Genomic DNA, 24,589 nt, shown 5'->3' on the forward strand with positions numbered 1-24,589 from the left:
TGCGCGGCCCGAACGGCGCCGATGTGGCGCGCATCACGCGGCGGCTTCGGCGGACATGCGCTGCACGCCCATCGCCTTCAGCGTGTCGGCGATCGCGGCGACGGCGCCCGGAATGCCCGCTTCGCCGAAGTGGCCGATGCAGCCGACGCGGAACGTCTCGACCTGCGTGAGCTTGCCCGGATACAGAATGTAGCCGCGCTTTTTGACCTCTTGATAAAAGGTCTTGAAGTCGTAGTTCTGATCGTCCGGTGCATGGAACGTGACGATGATCGGCGCCTGGATCGCCGGATCGAGGAACGGGCGGAAGCCGAGCGCGCGCATCCCGTCGATCAGCGCACGATAATTGCGTTGATAGCGGCCGCCGCGTGCAGCGAGCCCGCCTTCGTCGAGGTATTGCGCGAGCGCCGCATCGAGTGCAGCGACGACGTGCGTCGGCGGCGTGAAGCGCCACTGCGTCGTGCGCTGCATGTAGACCCACTGGTCGTACAGATCCATCGCGAGCGAACGGCAGTTGCCCTCGCAACGTTCGAGCGTGCTGCGCTTCACGATCACGAAGCCGATACCCGGCACGCCTTCGAGACACTTGCCCGATGCCGCAATCACCGCGTCGAACGGCGTCGTGCGCGCATCGATCTCGATCGCGCCGAACGAGCTCATCGCGTCGACGATCAGCCCGCGGCCATGCTTCGCGACGACCTGCGCGACCTCGTGCAGCGGATTCATCACGCCGGTGCCCGTCTCGCAGTGCACGAGCGCGACGTGCGTGATGCCGGGATCGGCGGCGAGTGCGCGATCGATGTCGGCCGGATCGACGCGGCGGTCTTCGCTGTAGTCGATCGTCGTCAACCGGCGGCCGAGCACGCGGCAGATCTTCGCGATGCGCTGGCAGTACGCGCCGTTGTTGGGCACGAGCACGTGGCCGTCGCGCGGCACGAGCGTGCCGATCGCCGCTTCGACCGAGAACGTGCCGCTGCCTTGGAGCGGCACGCATTCGTGCGTGTCTTCGCCGTGCACGATCTGCACGAGACGCGTGCGCAGCCGCGCCGTGATCGCGTTGAAGTCGCTGTCCCACGAACCCCAGTCGCGCAGCATTGCGTCGCGCGTGCGCGCGGAGGTCGTCAGGGGGCCGGGCGTGAGCAGGATGGGCTGATCGGCGAGCGTCATGGTGTCTCCTTGAGGAAGTCGGGCATCGAATCGGTGCATCGTGAAATCAGTGGCGATACGGCGTGCGCCAAGCCTGCGTGCGACGCAGCAGCACGTGCGACACGCAGGCGAACAGCAGGCACGCGCACGACGACGTCGCGAGCACGAGCGTCGCCATCGCGGCGGCCGGGCCCATCTGTCCCGCGTCGTCGAGGTTCAGGATCGCGACCGACGCGGGCTGCGTGTCCGGCGAGTAGAGGAACGCGACGGCCGATACGGTCGTCATCCCGTTCACGAACAGATAGCGCGCGATCAGCAGGATCGCGGGCAGGCACACCGGCACCGTCACGCGCACGAAGGTCTTGTAGAACGGCACCTTCAGCGATGCCGACACGGCCTCGAACTCGCCGTCGATCTGCCGCAGCGCGGTGACGGCGGTGAGGTGGCTCGACGCGTAGTAGTGGACGACGGTGACGATCGCAAGCAGCCACAGCGTGCCGTACAGCCCGCTCAGCGGATTGCCGGGCGCATTGAACAGGAAGATGTAGCTGATCCCGAGCACGAGCCCCGGCACGCCCATCGGCAGGATCGCGCACAGGCTGATGAAGCCGCGCAGCCAGCGCGCACCGCGCGTCTTCTCGATCAGATAGGCGCCGCCGAACACGACGATCGTGCCGCCGATCGCGACGGTCGCAGCCATCTTCAGGCTGTTCTTGTACGCGTCGAAGATGCCGGCCGCGATGAGTCCCATCCGATAGTGTTGCAGCCCGACGCTCATCTGGTACGGCCAGAACTTCACGAACGACGCGAACACCGCGATGCCGACGACCGCGAGGAAAAACGCGCAGACGATCGCGCAGTACGCGAACATCGCGAGATCGAAGCCGCGCGACGGTTTCGGCTGATACGGCGTCGAGCGTGCGCCGAGCTGCGACTGCTGGCGGCGGCGGATGAAGTAGTCGACGCCGAACGCGACGAGCGCCGGGCACAGCAGCATCAGGCTCACGACCGCGCTGCGGTTGAAGTCCTGCAGCCCGATGATGAGCTTGTAGATGTCGGTCGACAGCACGTTGTACGATCCGCCGATCACGACCGGCACGCCGAAGTCGTTGATGCACATCGTGAACGACACCATCGTCGCGCTGATGAGCCCGTATTTCGCGCCGGGCAGCGTGATCGTGAAGAACTTGCGCGTGCGGCTCGTGCCCATCGCGGCGGCCGCTTCGTACAGGCGCCCGTCCGCGAGCGACAGCGCGGTGACGAGGATCATCAGCACGTGCGGAAACGACGCGTAGACCATGCTGACGACGATTCCCGGCAGCCCGTAGATCGAGTGACCGTGCAGCAGCGGCTTGAGCAGCCCCGCGTTGCCGAACCAGTAGATGAACGACACGGCCGACAGCAATGTCGGCGCGAGCAGCGGCAGCAGCGCGATCGTGCGCGCGGCGTTCTTGAACGGCATGCACGAACGCGTGAGCGCATAGGCGAACGTGAACGCCATCGGCACGACGATCGCGGTGACGAGCGCGCCGACCGTCAACGAATGCAGCATCGAGCGCAGCACGGCGCTGTCCTCGAGATACGTGACGAAGTTGTGCAGGCCGACGAAATGGCCGTCCGCGTCGACGAAGCATTTGTGCACGACGAGCGCGAGCGGCAGCAGCAGGAACAGCGACAGCAGCGCGGCCATCGCGACGAGCGCGAGCTGCGCGACGCGATCGTGCCAGTGCGTGATCTGCCGCATGTCGGCGGGGGCGGTAGCGCCGCGGCGGCGCTCGGCGAGGACGGCGCTCATTGCAGTCGCTCCTGGGCAACGGGAAACACACGGACATGCTCGCGATCGAGCGCGAGATCGACGCGCGCGCCGGCGCACACGCCGGTGCGGTCGACGTCGCGATACGACAGATCGGCGACGATCTCCTGGCCGTCGAGCCCGTCGATCCGGAAGCTCACGCGGCAGAACGCGCCGAGGAACTCGAGTTTCTCGACGCGGCCCGCGAGCACGTTGTCGGCCGCTTCGCCGGCGACGCGGATGCGCAGGTCTTCGGGCCTCACGTACACCGAGACGGCCGCGCCCTGCGCCGGCCGTGCGGCGCCGTGCCGGCAGTCGATGCCGACGCCGCCCGCGCGCAGCGTGCCGTCGTGCGCGACCTCGGCCGGAATCGTATTCACGCGGCCGATGAAATCGGCGACGAACGGCGACGCGGGCTGCCGGTAGATCTCGAGCGGCGTGCCGATCTGCTCGATCACGCCCTGGTTCATCACGACGATGCGATCGGCCATCGACAGCGCTTCTTCCTGATCGTGCGTGACCATGATCGTCGTCACGCCGAGCCGCTGCTGCAGCGCGCGAATCTCCTGACGCAGCCGCACACGCACGCGTGCGTCGAGCGCCGAGAGCGGCTCGTCGAGCAGCAGCAGGCCCGGCGACGTCGCGAGCGCGCGTGCGAGCGCGATGCGCTGCTGCTGGCCGCCCGACAGCTGGCCCGGATGCTTGCGATGACTGTCGGGCAGGCCGACGAGCGCGAGCAGCATATGCACGCGCTCGTGGATCGCGTCACGCTTCATCTTGCGATTGACGAGCCCGTACGCGACGTTGTCGTAGACGGTGAGGTTCGGAAACAGCGCATACGACTGGAAGACGATCCCGTAGTCGCGCAGCTGCGGCGGCAGCCGCGAGATGTCGCGGCCGTCCTGCATGATGTGACCGGCGTTCTGCGTCTCGAGCCCCGCGATGATGCGCAGCAGCGTCGTCTTTCCGCAGCCGGACGGCCCGAGGAAGCAGATCATCTCGCCCTTCATCACGCTGAGGTTGATGTCGGACAGGACCTGCGTGTCGTTGTACCGCTTCTCGATGCGTTCTACGCTCAGATAAGGTGCCATGCGCGCCTCCACGCTGCGGCCTGCAGGCCGCGTTCGACGAGGAAAGGGACGCGGGGCGGCGCGCGGCGCGGCCCCGCTGCGGGTCGCGGCGTTACTGCTGCGCTTTTGCTCCGTAGCGCTTCTGCCACGTGTCGAGAATCGACGTGCGGTTCTTCGCGGACCAGACGAAGTCGTTCTTCACGAGCAGATCCGCATAGTTGTCCGGAATGCCGGCAAGCTTGCGCGCGACGCCCGGATACGCGACGATCGCCCACCAGCGCGCGGTGATTTCGTTCGCCTGTTTGCTCGCCATGAAATCGGCGAGCTTCTTCGCGGCGTCGGGCTGCTTCGTCGTCTTCATGATCGCGGTGCCTTCCATGTCCCAGCCGAGCCCTTCCTTCGGGAACACGAGGTCGATCGGCGCGCCCTGCGCCTGCAGTTCGTGGCCGCGAAACTCGAACGAGATGCCGACCGGGAATTCGCCGGTGCCCGCGAGCGTGCAGGGCTTCGAGCCCGAGTGCACGTACTGCGCGACGTTCTTGTCGAGCGCGTCCATGAATTTCCAGCCGCGGTCTTCGCCGAACGTCTGCAGCCACGCAGTCACGTCGAGATAGCCGGTGCCCGACGACACGGGGCTCGGCATCACGATCGCACCCTTGTAGACGGGCTTCGTCAGGTCTTCCCACGACGTCGGTTTCGGAATGCCCTTCGCCTGCCCGACCACGCGGTTGTAGCAGATCGTCGCGCCCCAGACGTCCATCCCGACCCAGTGCGGCGGATTGTTCGCGTCGCTGTATTTGCGCGTGAGCTGCTCGAAGCCCTTCGGCGCGTACGGCATCAGCATGCCTTGCAGATCCAGCAGCGTGAGGCTCGACGCGGCGAGCCCGAGCACGACGTCGGCGCGCGGATTGTTCTTTTCCGCGAGCAGCTTCGCGGTGACCGAGCCGGTCGAGTCGCGCACCCAGCGGATCTCGATGTCGGGGTTCGCTTTCTCGAACGCATCCTTGTACGGCTTCATCGCCTCGTCTTCGAGCGCGGTATAGACGAGCAGCGACGTTTTCGCGTGCGCCGCCTGAGCCGCGCCGAGCGCGATCGCCGCGACCAGGGCGCAGCGCGCCGCGCCCGCCGCCCATGCCTTCACACGCTTGCATACCGGCACTTCGTTCATCTCAGACCCCTTGACTGTGACGCCGCGGCACGCGGCGGTTAAGTGAAGACCTGCCCTCTCTTTGTTGTCGGTACTCTGCCTGCTGTTCTTTGCATGTTGTTGACAATCTACAAATCGTCGATTTTAATGTCAAGCATGGAAAACACCTCCTCGGCGCGGCGCGGGCGCCGGCAGCTCAATCGTTGTTCGAACCGAAAGGACTCAATGTCATGACTGAAACGCCTGTTTCCGTGGAAGTGAACGGCCGCCGCTACAAGTGGATGAGTCGCCCGGTCGTGGTCGTGTGCGTCGACGGCTGCGCGTACGAATATCTGGAGCGGGCCGCCGAGGCCGGTGTCGCGCCGTATCTGCGCACGCTGCTGAAGCCCGGCACGGCGCTGAAGGGCGAATGCGTGGTGCCGAGCTTCACGAACCCGAACAATCTGTCGATCGTGACAGGCGTGCCGCCCGCCGTGCATGGGATAAGCGGCAACTATTTCTACGATCGCGACACCGGCGCCGAGGTGCTGATGAACGACCCGAAGTACCTGGTCGCGCCGACCGTCCTCGCGACGTTCGCGGAGCAGGGCGCGCGCGTCGCGGTCGTCACGGCGAAGGACAAGCTGCGCAGGCTGCTCGGCAAGGGGCTGAAGGGCATCTGCTTTTCGTCGGAGAAGGCCGACGAGGCGAACCTCGACGAAAACGGCATCGACAACGTGCTCGAACTCGTCGGGCGGCCGGTGCCGAGCGTGTATAGCGCGGAGCTGTCGGAGTTCGTGTTCGCGGCCGGCGTGCGGCTACTCGAGACGCGGTCGATCGACCTGATGTATCTGTCGACGACCGACTACGTGCAGCACAAGTGTGCGCCCGGCACGCCCGGCGCGAACGCGTTCTATCAGATGATGGATGCGTATCTGAAGCGGCTCGACGAACTCGGCGCGATCGTCGCGATCACGGCCGATCACGGCATGAACGCGAAGCACGACGGCGAGACGGGCGAGCCGAACGTGATCTATCTGCAGGAGCTGTTCGACGAATGGCTCGGCCACGATGCGGCACGCGTGATTCTGCCGATCACCGATCCGTACGTCGTGCACCACGGCGCGCTCGGCTCGTTCGCGACCGTCTACGTGCCGGCGTCGGCCGATATCGATGCGCTGCGCGCGCGGCTCGCGGCCGTCGACGGTATCGAGCTGGTGCTGAGCGGCGCCGAAGGCTGCGCGCGTTTCGAGCTGCCGCCCGACCGGATGGGCGACCTGATCGTGATCTCGAAGCAGGACGTCGTGCTCGGCACGCGCCGCATCAAGCACGACCTGTCGGGCCTCGACGTGCCGTTGCGCTCGCACGGCGGGCTCTCCGAGCAGATCGTGCCGCTGATCTTCAGCCAGCCGGTGAGTGCCGACGTCGCGGGCCGCGCGCGGCTGCGCAACTTCGACATCATCGACATCGCGCTCAACCATCTGCGCTAAGCCCGCATCCGGAAGGAGACACCCATGAATGCCATTGCAGCATCGACGGCAGCCTGCGACGTTCGTCATGAAGCGCTCCGGATCGATGGCGAGCGCATCCGTCGCGACGCGACGATCGACGTGCGCAACCCCTACGACGGCACGCTCGTCGGCACGGTGCCGAAGGCCACGCTCGACGACGTGCGGCGCGCGTTCGCGGTGGCGCGCGCGTATCGACCGACGCTCACGCGCCACGAACGCGCGGCGATCCTGCGCCGCGCAGCCGACATCGTGCGTGCGCGCACGGTGGAGATCGCCGCGCTCATCACGGCGGAAGCGGGCTTGTGCATCAAGGATTCGACCTACGAAGCGGGGCGCGTGGCCGACGTGCTGACGTTCGGCGCCGGCGAAGTACTGAAAGACGACGGGCAGATCTTCTCGTGCGATCTGACGCCGCACGGCAAGAAGCGCCGCGTGTACACGCAGCGCGAGCCGCTGCTCGGCGCGATCTCGGCGATCACGCCGTTCAACCATCCGATGAACCAGGTCGCGCACAAGGTCGTGCCGTCGATTGCGACCAACAACCGGATCGTCGTGAAGCCGTCGGAGAAGGTGCCGCTGTCGTGCTACCTGTTTGCGGACATCCTCTATGAAGCGGGCCTGCCGCCGCAGATGCTGCAGGTGATCACCGGCGACCCTAACGAGATCGCGGACGAGCTCGTGACCAATCCGGCGATCGACCTGATCACGTTCACGGGCGGCGTGTCGATCGGCAAGTCGATCGCATCGCGCATGGGCTACCGGCGCGCCGTGCTCGAGCTCGGCGGCAACGATCCGATCATCGTGATGGAAGACGCCGATCTCGACGAAGCGAGCACGCTCGCGGTGTCGGGCTCGTACAAGAACTCCGGCCAGCGCTGCACCGCGATCAAGCGGATGCTCGTGCACGAGGCGGTGGCCGATCGCTTCACCGAGCTCGTCGTCGAGAAAACGCGCGCGTGGTCGTACGGCAATCCGGCCGATCCGTCGAACGACATGGGCACGGTGATCGACGAGGCGGCCGCGATGTTCTGCGAGTCGCGCGTGAACGATGCGATCGCGCGCGGCGCGCGGCTGCTGGTCGGCAATGTACGCGACGGCGCGCTGTATTCGCCGACGGTCGTCGATCGTGTGACGCCCGACATGCCGCTCGTGAAGTACGAAACGTTCGGGCCGGTCTCGCCGATCATGCGCTTTCGCGACATCGACGAGGCGATCCGGATGTCGAACAGCACCGACTATGCGTTGTCGTCGTCGATCTGCACGAACCGCTTCGACTACATCACGCGTTTCATCACCGAACTCGAAGTGGGCAGCGTGAACGTGCGCGAGGTGCCGGGCTACCGGCTCGAACTGACGCCGTTCGGCGGCGTGAAGGATTCGGGGCTCGGCTACAAGGAGGGCGTGCAGGAGGCGATGAAGAGCTTTACGAATACGAAGACGTATTCGCTGCCGTGGTAGGGCAGGCGCGATGCGCACGGGCTGTTGCCGCATATCGGGCGACGGCGCGCGCGATCGCACGAAGAAGTCAGTGCGCGCGCTCGTACGGCGGCTGACCGGGCCATAGCGTCGCGGCGACGAACAGGCCGGCCGCGAGGAACGGCGCGCCGATCGCGAACAGGATCGCGGTGATACCCCAGCGATCCCAGAAGCGGTCGACGATCGCGCGTTCCGGCATCACGGGGTCGTACAGCACGGTGACGGCTTCGCCCGCCTGCAGCCGCGAATGCGCGACGGGCGTGCGCTGCCGGAACGTGATCCGCCGGCCGCCGTCGGCCGTGAACGCGACGAGCGCCGCACAGCGCGACGAGGCCGATGCGCCGTGCGCTGCGTGCGTGTTGTCCGCGAACGCGATGACGCGCCCCGTCGCATACGCGTAATGGCGCACGGTCTGCCACTGACGCAGGCCGGTCGCGCCCGCGCCGGCGAGGAAGCCGGTGCCGATCGCGATCGGAATCAGGACGACCGCGACGTCCCAGCGCTGCAGCGCGCGTTGGCGCGCAGCGGCGCCCGGCATCGTGTCGCGTGCCGCGTGGCGGCGCGCGTTGACGTACAGCAGGCTGCCGATCGCAAACGACGCGACCGCGAGCAGCGCCGCGGCGCAGGCCGGAAACCAGCGCTGCGCGAAGTCGTCGATCGTGGCGGGGCGGTTCGGATGGGCGGGATCGAGCAGCACGTCGACGTGCTCGCCGATGTCGTAGGCGGGGACGATCGATGCGGTGCTGCCGGCGATCTCGCGACGCTCGCCGTTGTCCGCGACGTACGCGACGATCGGCCGATACGCGCGCATCGCGTCGCTGTCCTGGACGATGCGCACGACCGTGCCCGGCATGCGGATCAGATGGCCGGTCGCGTGGCCGGCCGTGACGGCAAGGATGGCTGCCACAACGAGCAGCGCGATGCCGAGTGCGAGCGCGATCCGCGCGTTAAGCGGCATGACCGCATCCGGTTCGCGCAATGCAGGGCGGAGGGCGGTGCGGGCGACCGGGTCGCGCGCGCCGACGGACAGGCCGATCTCGGCGCCACCGTACCGCCCGAATGGTCGCGTCCCGCTCACATGTTCCCATGTCTGACGTCCCATGTTCTCTCAGTGCCGACGCGGGAACGGCAAGGCCCGCGCCGATCGTGTGATTATTTGTCGGAGGATTCTAGCGGAAACGGCGTGGAAAATGCGTTCGGTGGCTTACCGACGTGCCGTATTGAGGCGGCGATGCAAAAAAAGGGGGGCAACGGAGGGATGCCGATCGTCGGCGTGCTGCGGGGTACGGGAGGTGGGACAGCGCGTTACTGCGGACCGGACGAGCCGCGGGTCAGCCGCAGCAACGCGCCTTCGGAGGGACAGCGATGCGGCGTCAAAGCCAGTGATAGTCGCCGCCCTCGCGCTTGCCATGCAAGGTCATGCCGTAGCGCGCCAGTTCCGCCTCGCGCCACGCATTCAGCATCCGGTTGCGCTTGAGCTTGTTCATCTTGCGCGTCAGCCAACTCTGATTCAGCAGCCGATAGTTCTTTCGGTTGGCGAGACCTTGCTTGCTCGACAGTCCGCGCTCCTGCTTCATCGCGGTCTGCGTGATCGAGCCGTAGTGGTGCAGCCACGCCGCACCGGTGATCGCGGTGCGAATGCCGACCTTGTCGAGCTCGCTGAAGAACAGCGTGTCCTCATAGCCGAGCAGCTTCGGTACGGGCTGGAAGTAGCCGACCTCATGCCATACGCTTCGATGCACGGCGAGACAGACGGCATGGCGAGTGCCGACGCGAAGGGTGTCGCGCATGCGATCGCTCCACACGAGCGACTGATCGTCGAAATCGTAGTCGAGCGGCCCTTCGACCAAGGCCGGCGACGCGACCTTCAGGTTGTGTTTCTCGGCCGCATGGATCAGGCGTTCGATCCACTCCGCGGATACCAGCACGTCATTGTTCATGACGACGGTCCACTCGGCCTGTTGATGCAGTGCGCCCTGGTTCCATGCGATTCCGCATCCGAGATTTTCGGCATTGTGGATGACGCCGCCGAGCGGAAGGCTCTTCAGATACTCGAGCGTATCGTCGCTCGACGCATTATCGACGGCCACGACGCGATCGAGCGGCGTGCCATGTTTCAGCATGCTGTCGATGCACTTCTTCGTATATTCGACCTGGTTGTAGCAGGCGAACGTAATCGAGTATTTATTCTTTTCCATAGCGAATGATCGAGGCACCGCACAACGCTGCGATGAAAATCGCACTGAAGCTGGCCGTAAATTTGAGGTTGAACACCTCGGTCGTCATGCCGCTCACAATCTGGCAGATCATGAACACGAGGCCCATCGTGCCATTGGCGACGCGATCGCGGTCGGGCGAGCGAATGGCCCGCACGAAAATGACCATCGGTACGATGAACAAGGCGAGCGTCGACAGGATTCCCCAGATGCCCGAGCGTACCGCATTCGTCATCAGCTCGTTGTGAAAGCCCGCATGCAGGGCGAAGCTGCGCGCATACGGAGAAGCGAATGCCGCGAGTTCGGGCGCCTTCAACGCCGACTCGAAACCCGTGTCTCCGAGTCCGCCGAGCGGATGCGTCGCGGCGAGATAGGTGCCGATGCGCAGGAAGGTGATGCGCAGCCCCGCGGACGTGTCGGGCGCAATGCCCGAAAAGTGATAGCTCGCGTAGTCTTGCTGCGCAGCGTCGATGCGGTCGCGGACCGTCTGCGAGAACTCATAGCTGGAAACCAGTAGCACGGCCACGACGCCGAGTGCCAACGCGACGTTGCGTGCGCGCAGTTGGCGACGCCGCGGCAGCGCGAGATAGGCGATCACGATCGGCATCGCCAGCCAGCCGGTGCGGCTGCCGGAGCGAATCGACAGATAGAACCCGAGCGCCGCAGCCGCGCACTTGAACGCGATCAGCGGCGGGCGGTCCTTGCCGAACAGGTTGATCGACGCGAGGCTCATCAGTCCGAGCGTCATCATGTATTGACCGAACGTCAGCGGATCCGCGAAGTACGTCGCCATTCGGTCGCCGTCCCAGAAATGGGGGCCTTCGAAGAAGTGGAGCTGCACGAACGTAATGACGAGCCCAATCGGAATCGTGTACTGCAGCCACCGGCCGACGCTGAACCGATAGTGCACGACCAGCAGCAGAATCGGGATCGCGGCGGCGAACCGGGACGGGCTGTCGAACATCGGTGCGGCGAATTTGCCGCGGAAAGCCGAGCTGATCAGGATCGATGCGACCGGAAGCAGCAGCACGATCGCCATGCGCATCGTGGCCGGCCGTTCCGCGACTGCGACGAAGGGCGAAGCGCGTCGCTGCGCCAAGGCGACGGCGGCACAGAGCGCCGCGACAAACAGGACCGCGCTGCTCCAGCCACGAATGGTGACGAGGAACAGCGGGGCGGCTGCAATCACGATGTAGGCTGCGACGGCTGCGAGCGGCGGGCGTTCATCACGACTGGGTAGCCGGGCGGGGGACGACAAGCAATCACGCCTCAACACGGGCTCCGGAAGAAATCTGAAATTGAGATTGGCTTGGTGACCGCCCCGTCGACGTAGGCAAGCGCGATCCTTGCCGGCAAGCGGCGAACCGCGCCGTTGGCTGCATGCGCCACCTCGATGGCGTTGCCTATCGCAGGCGATGGCGGGCGCGATGCGGCGCGGATACGGCAAATGGTCGATTGGATTGACTGCGCCATCCGGCGACATGGCGTGCGAGACGTTACTTTAGAAGCTGCCGCCGGTCAAGAATGCGGGTTCGGTGTCGCGAGCCCCTATAATGGAGCGTTCGCGGCGGGCGCCATGGCGCACGTGCATCGACATTCGTCCCGGGGAAAGGCCGTCGATGCCGTTCCGTCGCGAGAAACGGCGCGATATGTCGGCAACGGTGCGGGCACGGCCGACGAAAATGACAACGATACCAACCATGTTTCGATTGATCGACCATTGTGTCGCACGCTCTACGTCGATTCCTTACGAATCGGTGCCTCATGATCCGGCGCGCTATCTCGCGCAGGCCTCGAAGCTGACCGTCGCGAAAAAATATCTTCACCGCCGATGGTCGCTCGCGCTGGGCGGGCAGACGGCGCTTTATCGCGACACGTTGCCGAACGATGCGCGGATTTTGTGGCTGTACACCGGCAAGGCGAATTTCGGCGACGCGACCATGGACATGGCCGGCCGAAGCCTGCTGCGCGGCACGGGCGTGAAAGTGGATCTGCTGACGCTGCCGAAACTGCGCCCGCTGTTCGAGGAAGACGATGTTTTCGCCAATGTGTTCGACCGCGTCGAAGACGCACTGGCGCGCGACTACGATGCAGTGCTGCTGAACGAATTCAATCTGCCGTCGATCCGATTGAAGCGCAAGCATTTCAGGCACCTGCCGTTCGCCTGCCTGTTCGGCTACTTCTACGGTCCGGATCGCAATCAGACGCAGTTCAGCTTTGCTGCGATCAACGACGTATTCGGACTCGGTCTGACGCCCGCGCGGCTGCACGCGCTCGCGCAGCCCTACCTCGGTTGCAGCGCTCCGACGGAACGCAGCGTCGACGCGCTCGTGCCCGAAACGCCGTATCTGTGCATCGCGGTCGGCGGCATCGAGCCAAGACGCACCTACGACCGCTGGCCCGAGTTGTTGTGCGCACTGGATGCGGCGGACGATCTCGACGTGCCGCCGTCCGTCTTGCTGCTCGGCTCGGACAACGGGCGCGATGCCGCGGACGCGATCGGTCGACACACCTATGCGCGCTTTACCGTGCGCTCTCTGGTGGGGAAGCTGAGCCTGCTGCAATCGCGCGCCGTCATCGCGCGCAGCGCAGGATTCGTGGGGTGCGATGGCGGGCTGATGCATGTCGCACACACCACCGATGCCGGCTCGGTCACGCTGTTTGCGCACGCGGAGCCCATGCACTTGCGACTCACGCCGCGCTGCAAGTCGATCGGTATCCAGAGCAGCGGTGCGGTCAGCGATATCGATGTCGACACCGTTGTGTCAGCGTTGCGGACGAAGCTGGGAACGGTGGCGGACTACGCCGTGTGACATCGTTGCGGAAGCAAGGGATTCGGGGAAGTCTCGAGCGCTGAGGTTGCGCCGCGATTCGAACTTGCCCGACGCGGCCATCGCGGCGTGCGGTGCTGCACAGACGAAAAAGGCCGGTCAGCTTGCGCTGACCGGCCTTCGAAATTCCTGGTGGGGCGTGAGTGACTCGAACACTCGACCTACGGATTAAGAGGGCGTGGACGAATAGCCATAAAAGCACCTTACATTCATAATAAATATCAATAAATACAAGGCATTAGACGATATTTCGTGCGTCGTGCCGGTCCGTTCGTAGTGCCTAAAAAGCGAGCAAACGCGGGGTTTTACGGGCTTTTTCGGGATGGATGGGGAGCCAAGGGGGAGCCAAAAGTCGGTATGATTCACCCGCACCCATGCCCTCCTGGAACGACCCATGACCGCCCAAAACGACGCCAGCAACCCGGCGCCCAGCATCGAAAAAATCCCGTTCAACGACAAGACGCTCCTCCAGATCGCCCGCCTGCCGTTCGAGCAACGCCCGGTCGGCGTGTCACCCACCGGCACCGTACTCACCGCGTCGGTACCGGCCGGGATGACGGACTACTTTGTGCGCGACGCGAACATGAAAGGCTTTTCGCTGCGCGTCACGGCAAAGAGCCGTGTGTTTTACGCGGAGCGCAAACTTGCCGGCAAGCCCTGCCGGTTCCCGTGCGGGGACTTTCCCGCCACGGGGCTGAAAGTGGCACAGAAGAAAGCCGCCGAGGCGTTGGCGAAGATCGCCGAAGGCATCGACCCGAACCACGTGGTCAAGGACAACCGCAAGGCTACAGCGGCCCGATACGATCGGGACAAACTCACGTTCGAGTTCGTCGTCAAGCGCGACGCCGAGCGCCAGGCCGCAACCGATGCGCCGGGCACCTTGCGCGACCGGCGGGACGTGGCGCAATGGGTCGGTCGGACGAGCATCTGGCACATGCCCGTGCACGACGTGACCGCGGCCGACCTCAAAGCCATGATGGATCAGTTGACGACGACCATCAGCGGTACCACCGCTCTGAAATGCTGGCGCTACACGCGGGCCGCGTGGTCGCGCATGTCGTCGGTGGAAGAGCCGCCGCTGAACCCGTTCGACGAGTACCTGAAAACGCACAAACTGCCGGCGGGCAAGCGCCGAACGACGGCGCTCGACACCGAGGAGACGCAAAGCCAAGACTGGCTGCGCACGATCGCCAAAATGCGGACGACGCCGACCGGCCGGCGTCCGTGGACCAAGCGCGTCATGGCGGATTACATCCTGCTTTCGCTGGCGTGGGGCGCACGTCGGTCGGAGTCCGCCGCGCTCCGGTGGAGCGACGTGGATTTCGACCGTAAGTTCGTGCAGTTCCGGGACACGAAAAACGGCTCGACGCACGCGTTCCCGCTCACCGACACGTGCGCACAACTGCTGCGCGACTTGAAAGCACACAACGAAACGCCCCGGGGGCGGGACGTTCGGCGCGCGGCCAAGGGCGAAACGATCGAGTTCCCGGAATGGGTGTTCCCATCCGAACGCCGTGGCCTGCACCTCGTCGAGCCGCAAGGCGCGCTCGACATCGGGGAAGACGGTTCGGGCCTAAAAATCCGAATGCACGACCTGCGGCGATCCTTCGCGGGAAGCGTGGCCGAAACGGTCATGATCAACGGGACGCAGAACTTCGGCCTGGTGAAAATCGCGCTCAACCACGCCGACCAGAAGGCGGACATCACGCAGACGTACATCGGCATCAAGAGCAAGTTGAACATGCTCCGCCCGATCTACCTCGCGCACGAGCGCCGGGTGTTTGAGGCGGCCGGCCTGATGGAACCTGCCCAGCCGAGCGACGCCGACGCCCTGCTCGACGCGCTGAAAGCCCAGGCCGCGAACAACCCGGCCGTGCTCGACCAGTTGCGCACGTTGCTGCAGGCCGCCGGGTGAGCAAACAATAGCCTTGTAGAGTATAGGGGCTTTCCCGTCTCGTTCCGACGCTGCCCCGCCCTTCCCCGCAAATCCCCGCGCGTTTTCAACGAATGGGGCCATATCAATAAAAAAGGCGTTGTACGGCCAGTACCCAGGCGGTACATTCCATTCACCGCGACGCCCACCAGCGACGACGCGGGGCTGGCAGCGGCAACGCCAGCGCGCCGTGAGGCGCACCCACGCGACTCGGATTTGGGCGAACGCAAGCCCAGCAGCCGGCGGCCTGTGCACGGGCCGGCGGTCGTAACAGCAGCACCTCCAGTTGGTCGGGAGGCAGAAGTACCACCTAACCCGTGGTGTCCCTTTGCCTTTCACGCGACCAACTCTCTGGAGAGTGCTATGCAATACCGCAACCCCCACGACGCAGCCAACGAAAAAACCCGCAAGGCGTTGCTGGACGAGTGTTTTCCGCTGCCCATCGTCTACACGCTGATCAACAACAGCCCGACGGTCGAGGCCATCCTCTGGATCGCCCTCCCGCACCCGTTGCGCGCGTTGCTCGTTCAAGCCCTCATGACGTTCAACGAAAGCCTGCCCGTGGCGCGCGAGGGTACGGTCGCCTACGGCCTGCTGACGCTCGCAACGCCGAACCTTGACGAGGCCGAACGGCGCGCCCTGTACCTGCACCGCTCCAAGCGTTGCGCCAAGAACCGCCGCGACCTGGTGGCAATGCTGGTTCGCACCGAGCAACGCGCGCAGAAGGCCATCGACTTCGCCATCGCCGCATGGACGGCGGTCTGCCCGTCCTCGATCGATGAAACGCCGGCGTACACCGGCTTTCAGTTCATGCTGGTGGCGGCTGCTATGAAAGGGCGTGACGATTTCGACCTGTTCCCGATGTTGAGCACGATCCTGGACAGCATGGGCTTGCCCGACGACAGCATCCAGGGCGAGACGATCGACGCCAAGGCCGTGGCCTTTGGCAATCAGATCGGGATCAACTATCACGTTGACAGCCCGTTCTACGCCGCGTCGGCCGGCGCCACCTTGCACTGATACGTTTGTATGTTTGTTTGATACCACCCATCACACCATTCAGGAGTGCTACACATGAGCATCGACCACCACACCGAACAAGCCCTCAACGCCCTGGTCGCGCTGGGCCGCAAGGCCGCGATCCGCGCGCTCAAGGCCGAGCGCGAGCATAACGACGCGCAAGACGAATGGCTCAACGACTGGATCGACGAGCACGCCGACGACCCAGACGACGAGGACGAGCGCGACGAACTCTGGTTCGACGCGCAGCAGGCCGCCGACTACGAGCCCTTTCTCGCAAGTCTGCGCGCAGAACTCGCCGAGGACTACGACATCACGCCCGAGGCGTTGCTGAACGCGCTCGAACTGATGAACAACAGCCACGGTGCGGGCCTGCTGCACGAACGGCTCGACGCAACGTACCCGCCGGAGACCGTGGACGCTGCAGCCCTGCACGACGCCATCGAAACGCTCGCCGCGCTCGACTCCGCGGCGTTGTTCAACGCCATGCACGCGGGCGACTTCTACAACGATCAAGACCACATCGACGCCGAGGACCTGGTGCGCTTCGCCGACCATTTCCACATCAGCCCCGAGGCGATGGTCGCGGCGGGCCTCGTCACGGCAGCGTGCGCGTTCGGCAAGGTGATGGAGCGCCACCGCGAGCGCAACGCCGAAGGTTCGACGGCCAGCGCCACCACGAACTGATCCAGCCACCATCTACTAGGTACTAGGAGAACCACACCATGACCACCAGCCGCACCAAAAACACCACCCGCCCCGCGTTCGCATGGTTGCCCGCAGAGGCGCGCGCCGCGCTCGTGGCCGAGGTCGAACGGACGTTCGACGAGGCCAAGGCCACCGTCGCGGCCTACACCAACCAGCCCGACCTCGACGACGAGCCGCAGCAGCCTGCGATCGACGACGACTGCATGACCGACCGCGACTTTCGGGACTGCTACGGCTACCCGGCGTCGTGGGACGACGAGGTGCCGAAGCCGCGCTCGAACCCTGATGCGGCCGGCTTGATCGAGGGGATGCTGCGCGACGCGGCGTGCTCGTCGGACGAACTCGACGGCGGGCTGTTCGACCACATGCGGGCCGACGGCATCGACTGATCGGATCGGCCCTGGGGCGCGTGAAGCGCCCCGTTCGCCAAACGAGCAGGAGAAGCGAAGACGGCTTGACGGCGTTACGCACCCGCGCAGCACTGGCGGTGAGGGAGGCGGGCGCGGTGGCGATGCACCCTGACCTCCGCACGCGGGCGATGGTGCCGGGGCGATCACCGAAGGAGGCGGCACGAAGCGGGGTGCCCGGAGCCGCCAGGCTACCAGAAGCGTGCACGGATCCGGCACGCCTCAACGATCTCCGCAGGGTCCGAGGATCGCCCGTGCGAGGGCGTTCCCCACCCCTAGGTGGGATAAGATCCCTGACGACCGTGTTCGACTTCATCGACAACGACAAACCATGAGCAAATACGCACCACTCGGGGAGCACCTTCGTCAGGCGACCAGCAGCGAACTCACGCTGACCTTCGACCAGATCGAGGCGATTATCCGCGACGACCTGCCACCGTCAGCCCTGAACCACGACGAGTGGTGGCAAAACTCGACGCCTGGCACTGACACCCATGTGCAGGCGCTGGCGTGGATGAGTAACGGCTGGCGCAAGACACGGGTGGATCGCACCGCGCGTTACGTGACGTTCAGCCGCGCGGGAACCAACCCGGACGTCGAGGCGTTGGAGAACCTGGCACCGCGCCGCAAGGAGGTGATCTACGACATCCTGGTGCGCGCCGACATTTCGGTCGCGGGCTGGCACCGCAGGAAGGACGGCAGCGAGGTCGAGGACTACCGTTCGAACCCCCAGTTTTGCTACAACTGGTCCTTCGGCTCCCTCGCGGAAGGCTACGTGCTCTGCCTGTGGCACGGAACGCTGCAGGCGGAAAACGGCATCCCCTTTTTCGCAGAATCAGTGCTGGACACAGCGAACGAGTTGAAACGCATCGCCGACGATCCCTCGGAGAGCACGTCGGCACGATCGAGAGCCGTTGACCAGTCGGTCCGAGCTCTGAACCTCGACGCGGCGATCCGCGAGTCGTACGAGCGACGAATAGCCGTGCGCGTTATCGTGTGTGACGGCGACCGTCGGTCCCGCGACAAACTCGCCGAAAAGGCGTCGGCGGTCAGCCGGCGCATCCTCGATAGCGAACCCTGGTACGTTCACCGGCACGACCACGTGACGGGCGAGTGCAAGATCGTGCGCGGCGTGAAACCGGACCTCGACACAGAAGCCGTGCGCAGCGGGGATGGGGAGACAGAGGAAACCGAGGAGGAGACCCAGCAGCGCGCCATCAAGACCCGGCGTGGCCAGAAGGAGTTTCGCGACCGTCTGCTTGCGGCGTATCGCCGACGATGCGCGGTGACCGGGTCCATGGTCGATGCGGTGGTTGAGGCGGCGCACATCGTGCCCCACGCGGAAAAGACGGACTACCTGACGTGCAACGGCATCCTGCTGCGCGCGGACATCCACACCCTGTTCGACGAGCACCTGCTGACGATCGACACGCGCTACCGGGTCAAGCTCTCCAAACGGATCCAGCATTCCGAGTACAAGGAGTTCGACGGCAAGCCCCTGAAAGTCCTGCCGGAACGGTCCGAGGACCAACCGTCCGTCGCCGCGCTCGAGCAGCGCATGCGCTCGTTCGACGACGCGGAGGCGAAGCGCTGAGCGCAAGATGCACCTGCCTCGCACCCATGTCGATTAGCGGACACTGCGCAACATGCGTCAGAGTACCGAGCGCCTGGCAGCGTTGCCGGCGACCAAGGCAAAACTGTTCTGATACGGGTGATCGACATGTTTGGGTGCGAAAGCGCACATTCCTACCTCGGGCAAGCGTTTCACGGCGGGGCGGCGGTAGAATGCTTGCCAGAAAAGTGGTCGTAACTCAACAGGACGGGGGATGGCGCATGGTGGCGAAACAGTATGCAGTTGAAGTCCAGTCGGACTTCCTGGAGAAAATCACGCGCGCCAAACCCGTCCCGGCTCTGTCGGAACTGATTTGGAATGGTTTTGACGCGGACGCCAAAACGGTTGAGGTGTCGTTCAAGTACAACGACCTGGAATCCCTTGACGCGATTGTTGTAACGGACGACGGTGATGGTCTTCCTCGCTCCGATGCGGAGGCCTGTTTTACGTCACTCGGTGGATCCTGGAAGAAGTCCAAATCGCAGACGGCACTGGGGCGATTCCTGCACGGACAAGAAGGGCGAGGGCGGTTCAAGGCGTTTGCCTTGGGGCGAGTCGCGGAATGGACGGTCGTCTATAAGCGAGATAACAAGCTTTGGACGTATTCCATTCACATGTCCGCAACCGACATCCGTCACGTTAGCATCAGCGACGAGGCCGAGGTTAGCGGTCCCGCGAGCACCGGCATCACGCTTACGATCTGTGAACCTATCAAGGATTTTCGGACGTTCACGACCGAGGATGGGCGACAGGAGTTGACCGAAATCTTCGCCCTGTACTTGGCCGATTACAAAGATGCGAAGATTGTACTCGACGGTGCTCCGATCGATCCAGGTTCTGCCATTGTCGGCCGCAAGTTTGTCAACCTTACCGACATGGTGATCGATAACAAGCACCACAGAGTGCGCTTGGAAGTTGTCGAGTGGAAAGCGGCCGGCAATCGAGCGCTGTATCTCTGTAACGAGCAGCGCTTTCCGTTGTTGCAGGTCGATCGTCGTTTCCATATCCCTGGGCGGTTTCAGTTCTCAGGGTACATCGCATCGCCTTATCTCGACCTGGCACAGAAGGAAGGTACGGTTGACTTGGCAGAAATGCAGCCCGGTGTCGTGGCAGCAATCAGCGAGGCTCAACAGGCAATCAAGGATCATTTCCGAGCACGAGCAGCAGAAGAAGCGCGCACGGTCGTTGAAGAATGGAAGGATCAAGCGGTTTACCCGTTCAGCGGCGAGCCTATAACTCCGGTCGAGAAGGTCGAGCGCCAAGTTTTCGACATCGTAGCGGTCAATGTCGCTCGCCATCTGCCGGATTTCGATACCAGCCAACCGAAAAATCGTAAGTTCCAACTCCGCATGTTGCGACAGGCGATCGAGCACAGCCCTGAGGACTTGCAGGTGATCCTCGAGGAGGTGTTGCTCTTGCCCAGGAGACAGCGAGAAGAACTGGCGCAGTTGCTGCAGGACACGTCGCTGTCGGCGATCATCAGTGCGGCGAAAGTTGTTTCAGACCGGTTGAAGTTTCTGACTGGCCTGGAAGCCGTGCTCTTCGATCCCGAACCCAAGAGGCGATTGAAGGAGCGGTCGCAGTTGCATCAAATCATCGCGCAAAACTGCTGGTTGTTCGGCGAGGAGTTCGGTCTATCGGTCAACGACCAGTCTCTGACGACGGCCTTGATCGAGCATAAGCGTGAACTGGGCACTGATGTTGTAATCGACGAGCCTGTCAAACACATCTATCAGACACGAGGCATTGTGGACCTCATGTTGTCGCGGGCAACGAAGCGCCATGTCGCCAACCAGTTGACGCACTTGGTGGTCGAACTCAAAGCACCGAAGGTAAAGATCGGTCCCGATGAGGTCACGCAAATCCAAGGTTATGCGTTCAGCGTCATGAAGGATCCGCGATTCTCGAAGGTTGGCGTGACGTGGGATTTCTGGATCATCAGTGATGAACTGACGCCTTACGTCGAGGAGTTGGTCGGGGAAGAGGGGCTTCTGCACTCAAAGTCGAACGTCAACATCTACGCAAAAACGTGGGCACAGGTCCTTGATGAAAATCGGGCGCGGTTGAAGTTCTTCCAAGATAGCCTGGAAGTACAGGTGGATAAACCATCATCGCTGAAATACCTCCAAGAACGCTATGCCGCATACCTCGAAGGTGTGTTCGAGGTGAACGACGCGGACACAGACGCCGATGAGGAGGCGGAAACAGAGATCGACGCAGAGGGCGCGGCACCGGCCTGATGCCGTCGCTACGAGCGATCATCTGCTAACCAACTTGCCTGTCTCCCGGTCGTAGACCTTATTCAGGATCGTACCGTCCAGGATGCTTTGCACCGCCTCGTCGATGATCGGTAGCGGCACCAGGAACCACTCGCGAGGTCTGACCGGCTTGCCGAAGCGATCGGGGATTTCCAGGTCGAGTTGGGCATTCGCAAAAATCTTGTGGATCAGGTATTCCACCTTGGTCCGATCGACGCCCGCCAGTTTGTACGTGGTCACGACTTCCACTTTACCGAGCAAGTACGTCGCATCGTTCTCGGCGTCCGCGATTCTCGTTTCGACCTTGCCGCCCGTCACGCCGATCTTGTGAATGACCTGGCGGTACGGGGCGATGCGCGGATCGTCGGACAGCGAGCGCAGCACGTAGATGGTGCCGCTCTGCACGTCGTCGTCTTGCCATTCGCCGCTGAAAAGCGAACCCGCGTCCTTCTTGCGTAGACGACGCGGTGTGTCGTCCCGGTAAAGCGCCTTCTGGAACGAACGCTGCAACAGATCGCTTTCGGTCTCGTTGTCGTAGATGACACGAAGCCGTGCGTCCGGTCGGTCGGTGACGGACGTTTTGATTTCGTCGCCCATGTCGGCGATGTAGGCAATCTGTCCGTTCACGATGTAGAAATCGCCTTGCTGGATGCTTTCCAGTTTGATTTCAGCATCGTGAGCAAACGGCAGCGCCTCCCAAGTGCCGTCCTTCAGCCCGGCCTTGGCCTCGTCAAACAGAGGCTTGAACGTGTCGAAATCGACGCACGGCGTGCGGTCGGCGATTTGCTCGGCCGCTGCCTTTTCCGCAGCCGATCGGACGTGCCGAAGCACCCGGATGTCGTCGTCACCTTGGGCCTCGACCCCGAGTTCAGCGAGCAGATCGTCGTCGTCCAGTTGATCCGGGTTCACCACGGCCTCGGCCGCTGGCTCGGCAAGCAGACCTTCGGTGTCCAGGGGCGCAAGCAACGCCAGCGCGGCCGTGTTGCGGCGCAGTTGGTCCAAGCGAACGGCGTACAGCCGCTCGAAGATGTCCAAGCCTTCGCCGTGGCGAGGCGCGTGACCGTGCTGCTCGACGAAGCGCTGGATTTCCTCGAAGCCGGCGATGATGCGTTCTTCCTGGGGAGTGCGACCGCCCGTTACCTCGACCTCGACCGAGATGCCCAACTGTTCAAGCAGATCGTCGTCGGACACGTCGTCCGGTACTGGGCTCTTTTTACGCGTTGCCATTGCCTTCCTTCCTCTTCTCGGCGGCCTTGAAGCGGGCGAGGACGGCGATGCCCTCGGCCATCTGTCTCTCCCAGGGATCGGCGGCGTTGATGTCGGGCAGGCGACCACGATCGTGCTTGAACACCAACGCGCGCTTCGCCAGTTCGCGCGCTTCCTCGATCGGAATGTTGATCTTGCGCGCCGCGATCACGGCCTGCACCTGTTTAAGCGTTTTTTCATCCATCGCCTTTGCGAGAATCGCGTAGGCGGTATCGAACGGGTTGATCCGGTCGATCAGGTCGATGTCCAGTTCCTTGACGCTCATCGCAAACTGCTTCACGCCTTCAATGAGTGCAAGGTTCGCTTTCGGTGTGCCGTCGCCGGTCCCGCCGGTTGCCTCATCATCGGCCAGCATTTCGATCTGCTTGGCCTTTTGTGTGAAGGCCAGCGCAGCGACCGCATACTGGCGCACGGCTTCTTGGTCGTCCTCTTCCAGGTGCGGGTATTTCTCGCGTACGATCTTTCCCATTTGGAGGATCGTCAGTTCCTCGGGAATCGTATTGTCGTGGTCGAACAAGCCGCGCTCCAGTGTCTTGCTGTTCTGCACGAACGAGGCGAGCACTTCGTTGATGTCCTCGCGGCAGATGCGAGCCGCTTCCTCGGACTTTGGTTCCACCAGCCCCTTGACCTCGACGTGAACGCGCCCGTCGTCGTGGTTCACGCCGATGTTGAGTTGGCCGTCTTTGTAGCCGTCGGGGCCGTAGTCGAAACCGTCCTTTTTGCCCACGTCCTTCGGCGTGAACTCGAAGCGTGGAGCCAATACTTGCTCCATGAGCAGGCTTGCGGCGATCGCCTTCAAGGTGTCGTTGATCGCATCGGCCACCATGTCCTCGGACGCGTCCGGTTCTGCGATCAGGTTCGTGAAGCGCGCGCTTTCCTTGCCCGGAGCGTCGCGAGTGGCACGACCGATGATCTGAACGATTTCGGTGAGGCTGTTGCGGTACCCAATGGTCAACGCGTGCTCGCACCAAATCCAGTCGAACCCTTCCTTCGCCATGCCCAGCGCGATGATGATGTCCACATGATCGCGGTTGTTTTTCTGCGTCGGGTCTTTCAGCGCCGACAGAACAGCGGAGCGGCCGTCGCCGTCGTCCACCAGGTCAGCCACCTTGATCACGCGCCCCCCGGGCAGTTCGACAAGGTGAAAGCCGGTTTGGGGATCGGTACCTTTCCAGGTGCCGAGGCTGTCCATGATCCCCTCAACCTCTTTGTGCTTTTGCTTCAGGCTCTCGCGCGAGTTGACGTTCGGGATGTGCACGATCGTCTTCAACGACGGATCGAGCACCCGCACGACCGCATCGAGGTACGGGCCGGTGTAAAAGTAGTAGCCGATGTCGAGCGATTTCAGATACTCGTAGCCGTTCAACTGCTCGTAGTAGGTGTACGTCACCGTTTCGAAACGCGCTTCGTCGTCCGGTGCCAGCACGGCTTCGGCATCGCCACGGAAGTAGGAGCCGGTCATCGCGACCATGTGCACCTTGTTCCGCTGAATCAACTCGGTCAACTGTCGGCCCAGGATGTTGTCCTGGTCGCTGCTGACGTGGTGGAACTCGTCCACCGCGATCAACCGATCGTCGAACGCGGCCGGGCCAAGCTCTTGGTAGGCAAAGCGGAACGTGGCATGCGTGCAGACCAGCACTTTGTCGTCGCTCGCTAGGAACTCACCGACGGCCTTAACCTTGGACGGGGCCACCTTCACGTCATCCGCGCCCGGCGCGTTGCACAAGTTCCATTGCGGCTTCACAACCCAATCGGCGAAGAAGCCGTACTTGGACAGCGGCTCGTCGGCAAAACTGCCGCCAATCGAGCGCTCGGGCACCACGATCAGGGCTTGTTTGATGCCCTGGTTCATCAGTTTGTCGAGTGCGATGAACATCAACGCTCGCGACTTGCCGGAAGCCGGCGGCGACTTGATCAGCAGGTACTGTTCGCCCCGCTTGGCGTAGGCGCGCTCCTGCATCGGACGCATGCCCAATGCGTTCGATTTGCTGGATGCCCCTGTCCGATCCGTCTTGATTGAGACGGTTGGGATGGAATAACGCTTGGTCTCTTCGTTGCTCATTACGCGGTTTTCCGTGCTCGAATGGTTTTCTTGGCCGGCTTCGCTTCTGACGCCGCCATCTTTGCGTACAGGTCGAACAATTTTTCCAGTCGCTCGGTATCATTGCGTGCGGATTTCGGCGATGGTGATCAATCGTTTCGGCGAACGTGATCAGTCTG

General features: G+C 63.6%; 18 protein-coding genes. 9 read left to right on the top strand and 9 right to left on the bottom strand.

Annotated elements, in window-relative coordinates; genetic code table 11:
• Positions 1-33 precede the first annotated feature (33 nt).
• The 4 genes from ACSHSS_RS22120 to ACSHSS_RS22135 form a co-directional block, all read right to left on the bottom strand.
• The gene (locus tag ACSHSS_RS22120) at positions 34-1,164 is read right to left on the bottom strand and encodes a 2-aminoethylphosphonate--pyruvate transaminase (RefSeq protein ID WP_212160566.1); all 1,131 of its coding nucleotides are present in this window, start codon (positions 1,162-1,164) and stop codon (positions 34-36) included.
• Between the two features lie 46 nt (positions 1,165-1,210).
• A complete protein-coding gene (locus ACSHSS_RS22125; RefSeq protein ID WP_105839457.1) occupies positions 1,211-2,938 on the bottom strand; it encodes a putative 2-aminoethylphosphonate ABC transporter permease subunit in 1,728 nt (575 codons plus the stop codon).
• The gene (locus ACSHSS_RS22130) at positions 2,935-4,026 is read right to left on the bottom strand and encodes a putative 2-aminoethylphosphonate ABC transporter ATP-binding protein (RefSeq protein ID WP_212160570.1); all 1,092 of its coding nucleotides are present in this window, start codon (positions 4,024-4,026) and stop codon (positions 2,935-2,937) included. Before ACSHSS_RS22130 ends, ACSHSS_RS22125 begins: the two co-directional genes overlap by 4 nt.
• 91 nt (positions 4,027-4,117) lie before the next feature.
• Positions 4,118-5,173: a putative 2-aminoethylphosphonate ABC transporter substrate-binding protein gene (locus ACSHSS_RS22135; protein WP_006407232.1), complete on the bottom strand. Its 1,056-nt coding sequence runs from the start codon at positions 5,171-5,173 to the stop codon at positions 4,118-4,120.
• A gap of 209 nt (positions 5,174-5,382) precedes the next feature.
• Here ACSHSS_RS22135 and phnA point away from each other — a divergent pair, with 209 nt between their 5' ends.
• Together phnA and phnY are read left to right on the top strand one after the other, a co-directional pair.
• Positions 5,383-6,621, top strand: a complete 1,239-nt coding sequence (gene phnA, locus ACSHSS_RS22140) for a phosphonoacetate hydrolase (RefSeq protein WP_212160572.1) — start codon at positions 5,383-5,385, stop codon at positions 6,619-6,621.
• A 24-nt stretch (positions 6,622-6,645) separates the two neighbouring features.
• Positions 6,646-8,100, top strand: coding sequence for a phosphonoacetaldehyde dehydrogenase (gene phnY, locus ACSHSS_RS22145; RefSeq protein WP_035952894.1), 1,455 nt, complete (start codon positions 6,646-6,648; stop codon positions 8,098-8,100).
• 67 nt (positions 8,101-8,167) lie between these two features.
• Here the strand turns inward: phnY and ACSHSS_RS22150 are convergent, their stop codons facing one another.
• From ACSHSS_RS22150 to ACSHSS_RS22160, 3 genes are all read right to left on the bottom strand, one after another.
• On the bottom strand, positions 8,168-9,076 hold the full coding sequence (locus tag ACSHSS_RS22150) for a DUF3592 domain-containing protein (RefSeq protein ID WP_039220812.1): 909 nt from the start codon (positions 9,074-9,076) through the stop codon (positions 8,168-8,170).
• 415 nt (positions 9,077-9,491) lie between these two features.
• Positions 9,492-10,316 carry a glycosyltransferase family 2 protein gene (locus ACSHSS_RS22155; RefSeq protein WP_006401782.1) on the bottom strand — a complete coding sequence of 275 codons (825 nt, stop codon included), beginning with the start codon at positions 10,314-10,316 and terminating at the stop codon, positions 9,492-9,494.
• Entirely contained in the window at positions 10,303-11,817 is a 1,515-nt protein-coding gene (locus ACSHSS_RS22160; protein WP_241171941.1) for an O-antigen ligase family protein, read from the bottom strand. The genes ACSHSS_RS22155 and ACSHSS_RS22160 overlap by 14 nt, the downstream gene beginning before the upstream one ends.
• 217 nt (positions 11,818-12,034) lie before the next feature.
• Here ACSHSS_RS22160 and ACSHSS_RS22165 point away from each other — a divergent pair, with 217 nt between their 5' ends.
• From ACSHSS_RS22165 to ACSHSS_RS22195, 7 genes are all read left to right on the top strand, one after another.
• Positions 12,035-13,147 (top strand): glycosyltransferase family 9 protein, encoded by a 1,113-nt coding sequence (locus ACSHSS_RS22165; RefSeq protein WP_249170464.1) that lies wholly within the window; start codon positions 12,035-12,037, stop codon positions 13,145-13,147.
• 412 nt (positions 13,148-13,559) lie between these two features.
• Positions 13,560-15,080 (top strand): tyrosine-type recombinase/integrase, encoded by a 1,521-nt coding sequence (locus ACSHSS_RS22170; protein ID WP_257765309.1) that lies wholly within the window; start codon positions 13,560-13,562, stop codon positions 15,078-15,080.
• A gap of 381 nt (positions 15,081-15,461) precedes the next feature.
• Positions 15,462-16,118, top strand: a complete 657-nt coding sequence (locus ACSHSS_RS22175; protein ID WP_060091755.1) for a hypothetical protein — start codon at positions 15,462-15,464, stop codon at positions 16,116-16,118.
• Between the two features lie 54 nt (positions 16,119-16,172).
• On the top strand, positions 16,173-16,805 hold the full coding sequence (locus ACSHSS_RS22180) for a hypothetical protein (protein WP_257765308.1): 633 nt from the start codon (positions 16,173-16,175) through the stop codon (positions 16,803-16,805).
• A gap of 38 nt (positions 16,806-16,843) precedes the next feature.
• Positions 16,844-17,215, top strand: coding sequence for a hypothetical protein (locus ACSHSS_RS22185; protein WP_257765307.1), 372 nt, complete (start codon positions 16,844-16,846; stop codon positions 17,213-17,215).
• A 349-nt stretch (positions 17,216-17,564) separates the two neighbouring features.
• On the top strand, positions 17,565-18,827 hold the full coding sequence (locus tag ACSHSS_RS22190; protein WP_257765306.1) for an HNH endonuclease: 1,263 nt from the start codon (positions 17,565-17,567) through the stop codon (positions 18,825-18,827).
• A gap of 239 nt (positions 18,828-19,066) precedes the next feature.
• On the top strand, positions 19,067-21,085 hold the full coding sequence (locus ACSHSS_RS22195) for an ATP-binding protein (RefSeq protein ID WP_257765305.1): 2,019 nt from the start codon (positions 19,067-19,069) through the stop codon (positions 21,083-21,085).
• A gap of 18 nt (positions 21,086-21,103) precedes the next feature.
• Here the strand turns inward: ACSHSS_RS22195 and ACSHSS_RS22200 are convergent, their stop codons facing one another.
• Positions 21,104-22,330: a GIY-YIG nuclease family protein gene (locus ACSHSS_RS22200; protein WP_257765304.1), complete on the bottom strand. Its 1,227-nt coding sequence runs from the start codon at positions 22,328-22,330 to the stop codon at positions 21,104-21,106.
• Entirely contained in the window at positions 22,317-24,431 is a 2,115-nt protein-coding gene (locus ACSHSS_RS22205) for a DEAD/DEAH box helicase (RefSeq protein ID WP_257765303.1), read from the bottom strand. Before ACSHSS_RS22205 ends, ACSHSS_RS22200 begins: the two co-directional genes overlap by 14 nt.
• Positions 24,432-24,589: the final 158 nt, after the last annotated feature.

The sequence above is a fragment of the Burkholderia sp. BC1 genome (genome assembly GCF_052683555.1).

Coding starts and splice junctions, on each gene's coding strand:
- ACSHSS_RS22150 (WP_039220812.1), bottom strand. CDS start 9,076: ATGCCGCTTAACGCGCGGATCGCGCTCGCACTCGGCATCGCGCTGCTC.
- ACSHSS_RS22155 (WP_006401782.1), bottom strand. CDS start 10,316: ATGGAAAAGAATAAATACTCGATTACGTTCGCCTGCTACAACCAGGTC.
- ACSHSS_RS22200 (WP_257765304.1), bottom strand. CDS start 22,330: ATGGCAACGCGTAAAAAGAGCCCAGTACCGGACGACGTGTCCGACGAC.
- ACSHSS_RS22130 (WP_212160570.1), bottom strand. CDS start 4,026: ATGGCACCTTATCTGAGCGTAGAACGCATCGAGAAGCGGTACAACGAC.
- ACSHSS_RS22170 (WP_257765309.1), top strand. CDS start 13,560: ATGACCGCCCAAAACGACGCCAGCAACCCGGCGCCCAGCATCGAAAAA.
- ACSHSS_RS22195 (WP_257765305.1), top strand. CDS start 19,067: ATGGTGGCGAAACAGTATGCAGTTGAAGTCCAGTCGGACTTCCTGGAG.
- phnY (WP_035952894.1), top strand. CDS start 6,646: ATGAATGCCATTGCAGCATCGACGGCAGCCTGCGACGTTCGTCATGAA.
- ACSHSS_RS22180 (WP_257765308.1), top strand. CDS start 16,173: ATGAGCATCGACCACCACACCGAACAAGCCCTCAACGCCCTGGTCGCG.
- ACSHSS_RS22175 (WP_060091755.1), top strand. CDS start 15,462: ATGCAATACCGCAACCCCCACGACGCAGCCAACGAAAAAACCCGCAAG.
- ACSHSS_RS22135 (WP_006407232.1), bottom strand. CDS start 5,173: ATGAACGAAGTGCCGGTATGCAAGCGTGTGAAGGCATGGGCGGCGGGC.
- phnA (WP_212160572.1), top strand. CDS start 5,383: ATGACTGAAACGCCTGTTTCCGTGGAAGTGAACGGCCGCCGCTACAAG.
- ACSHSS_RS22185 (WP_257765307.1), top strand. CDS start 16,844: ATGACCACCAGCCGCACCAAAAACACCACCCGCCCCGCGTTCGCATGG.
- ACSHSS_RS22205 (WP_257765303.1), bottom strand. CDS start 24,431: ATGAGCAACGAAGAGACCAAGCGTTATTCCATCCCAACCGTCTCAATC.
- ACSHSS_RS22120 (WP_212160566.1), bottom strand. CDS start 1,164: ATGACGCTCGCCGATCAGCCCATCCTGCTCACGCCCGGCCCCCTGACG.
- ACSHSS_RS22165 (WP_249170464.1), top strand. CDS start 12,035: ATGTTTCGATTGATCGACCATTGTGTCGCACGCTCTACGTCGATTCCT.
- ACSHSS_RS22160 (WP_241171941.1), bottom strand. CDS start 11,817: ATGTCGCCGGATGGCGCAGTCAATCCAATCGACCATTTGCCGTATCCG.
- ACSHSS_RS22125 (WP_105839457.1), bottom strand. CDS start 2,938: ATGAGCGCCGTCCTCGCCGAGCGCCGCCGCGGCGCTACCGCCCCCGCC.
- ACSHSS_RS22190 (WP_257765306.1), top strand. CDS start 17,565: ATGAGCAAATACGCACCACTCGGGGAGCACCTTCGTCAGGCGACCAGC.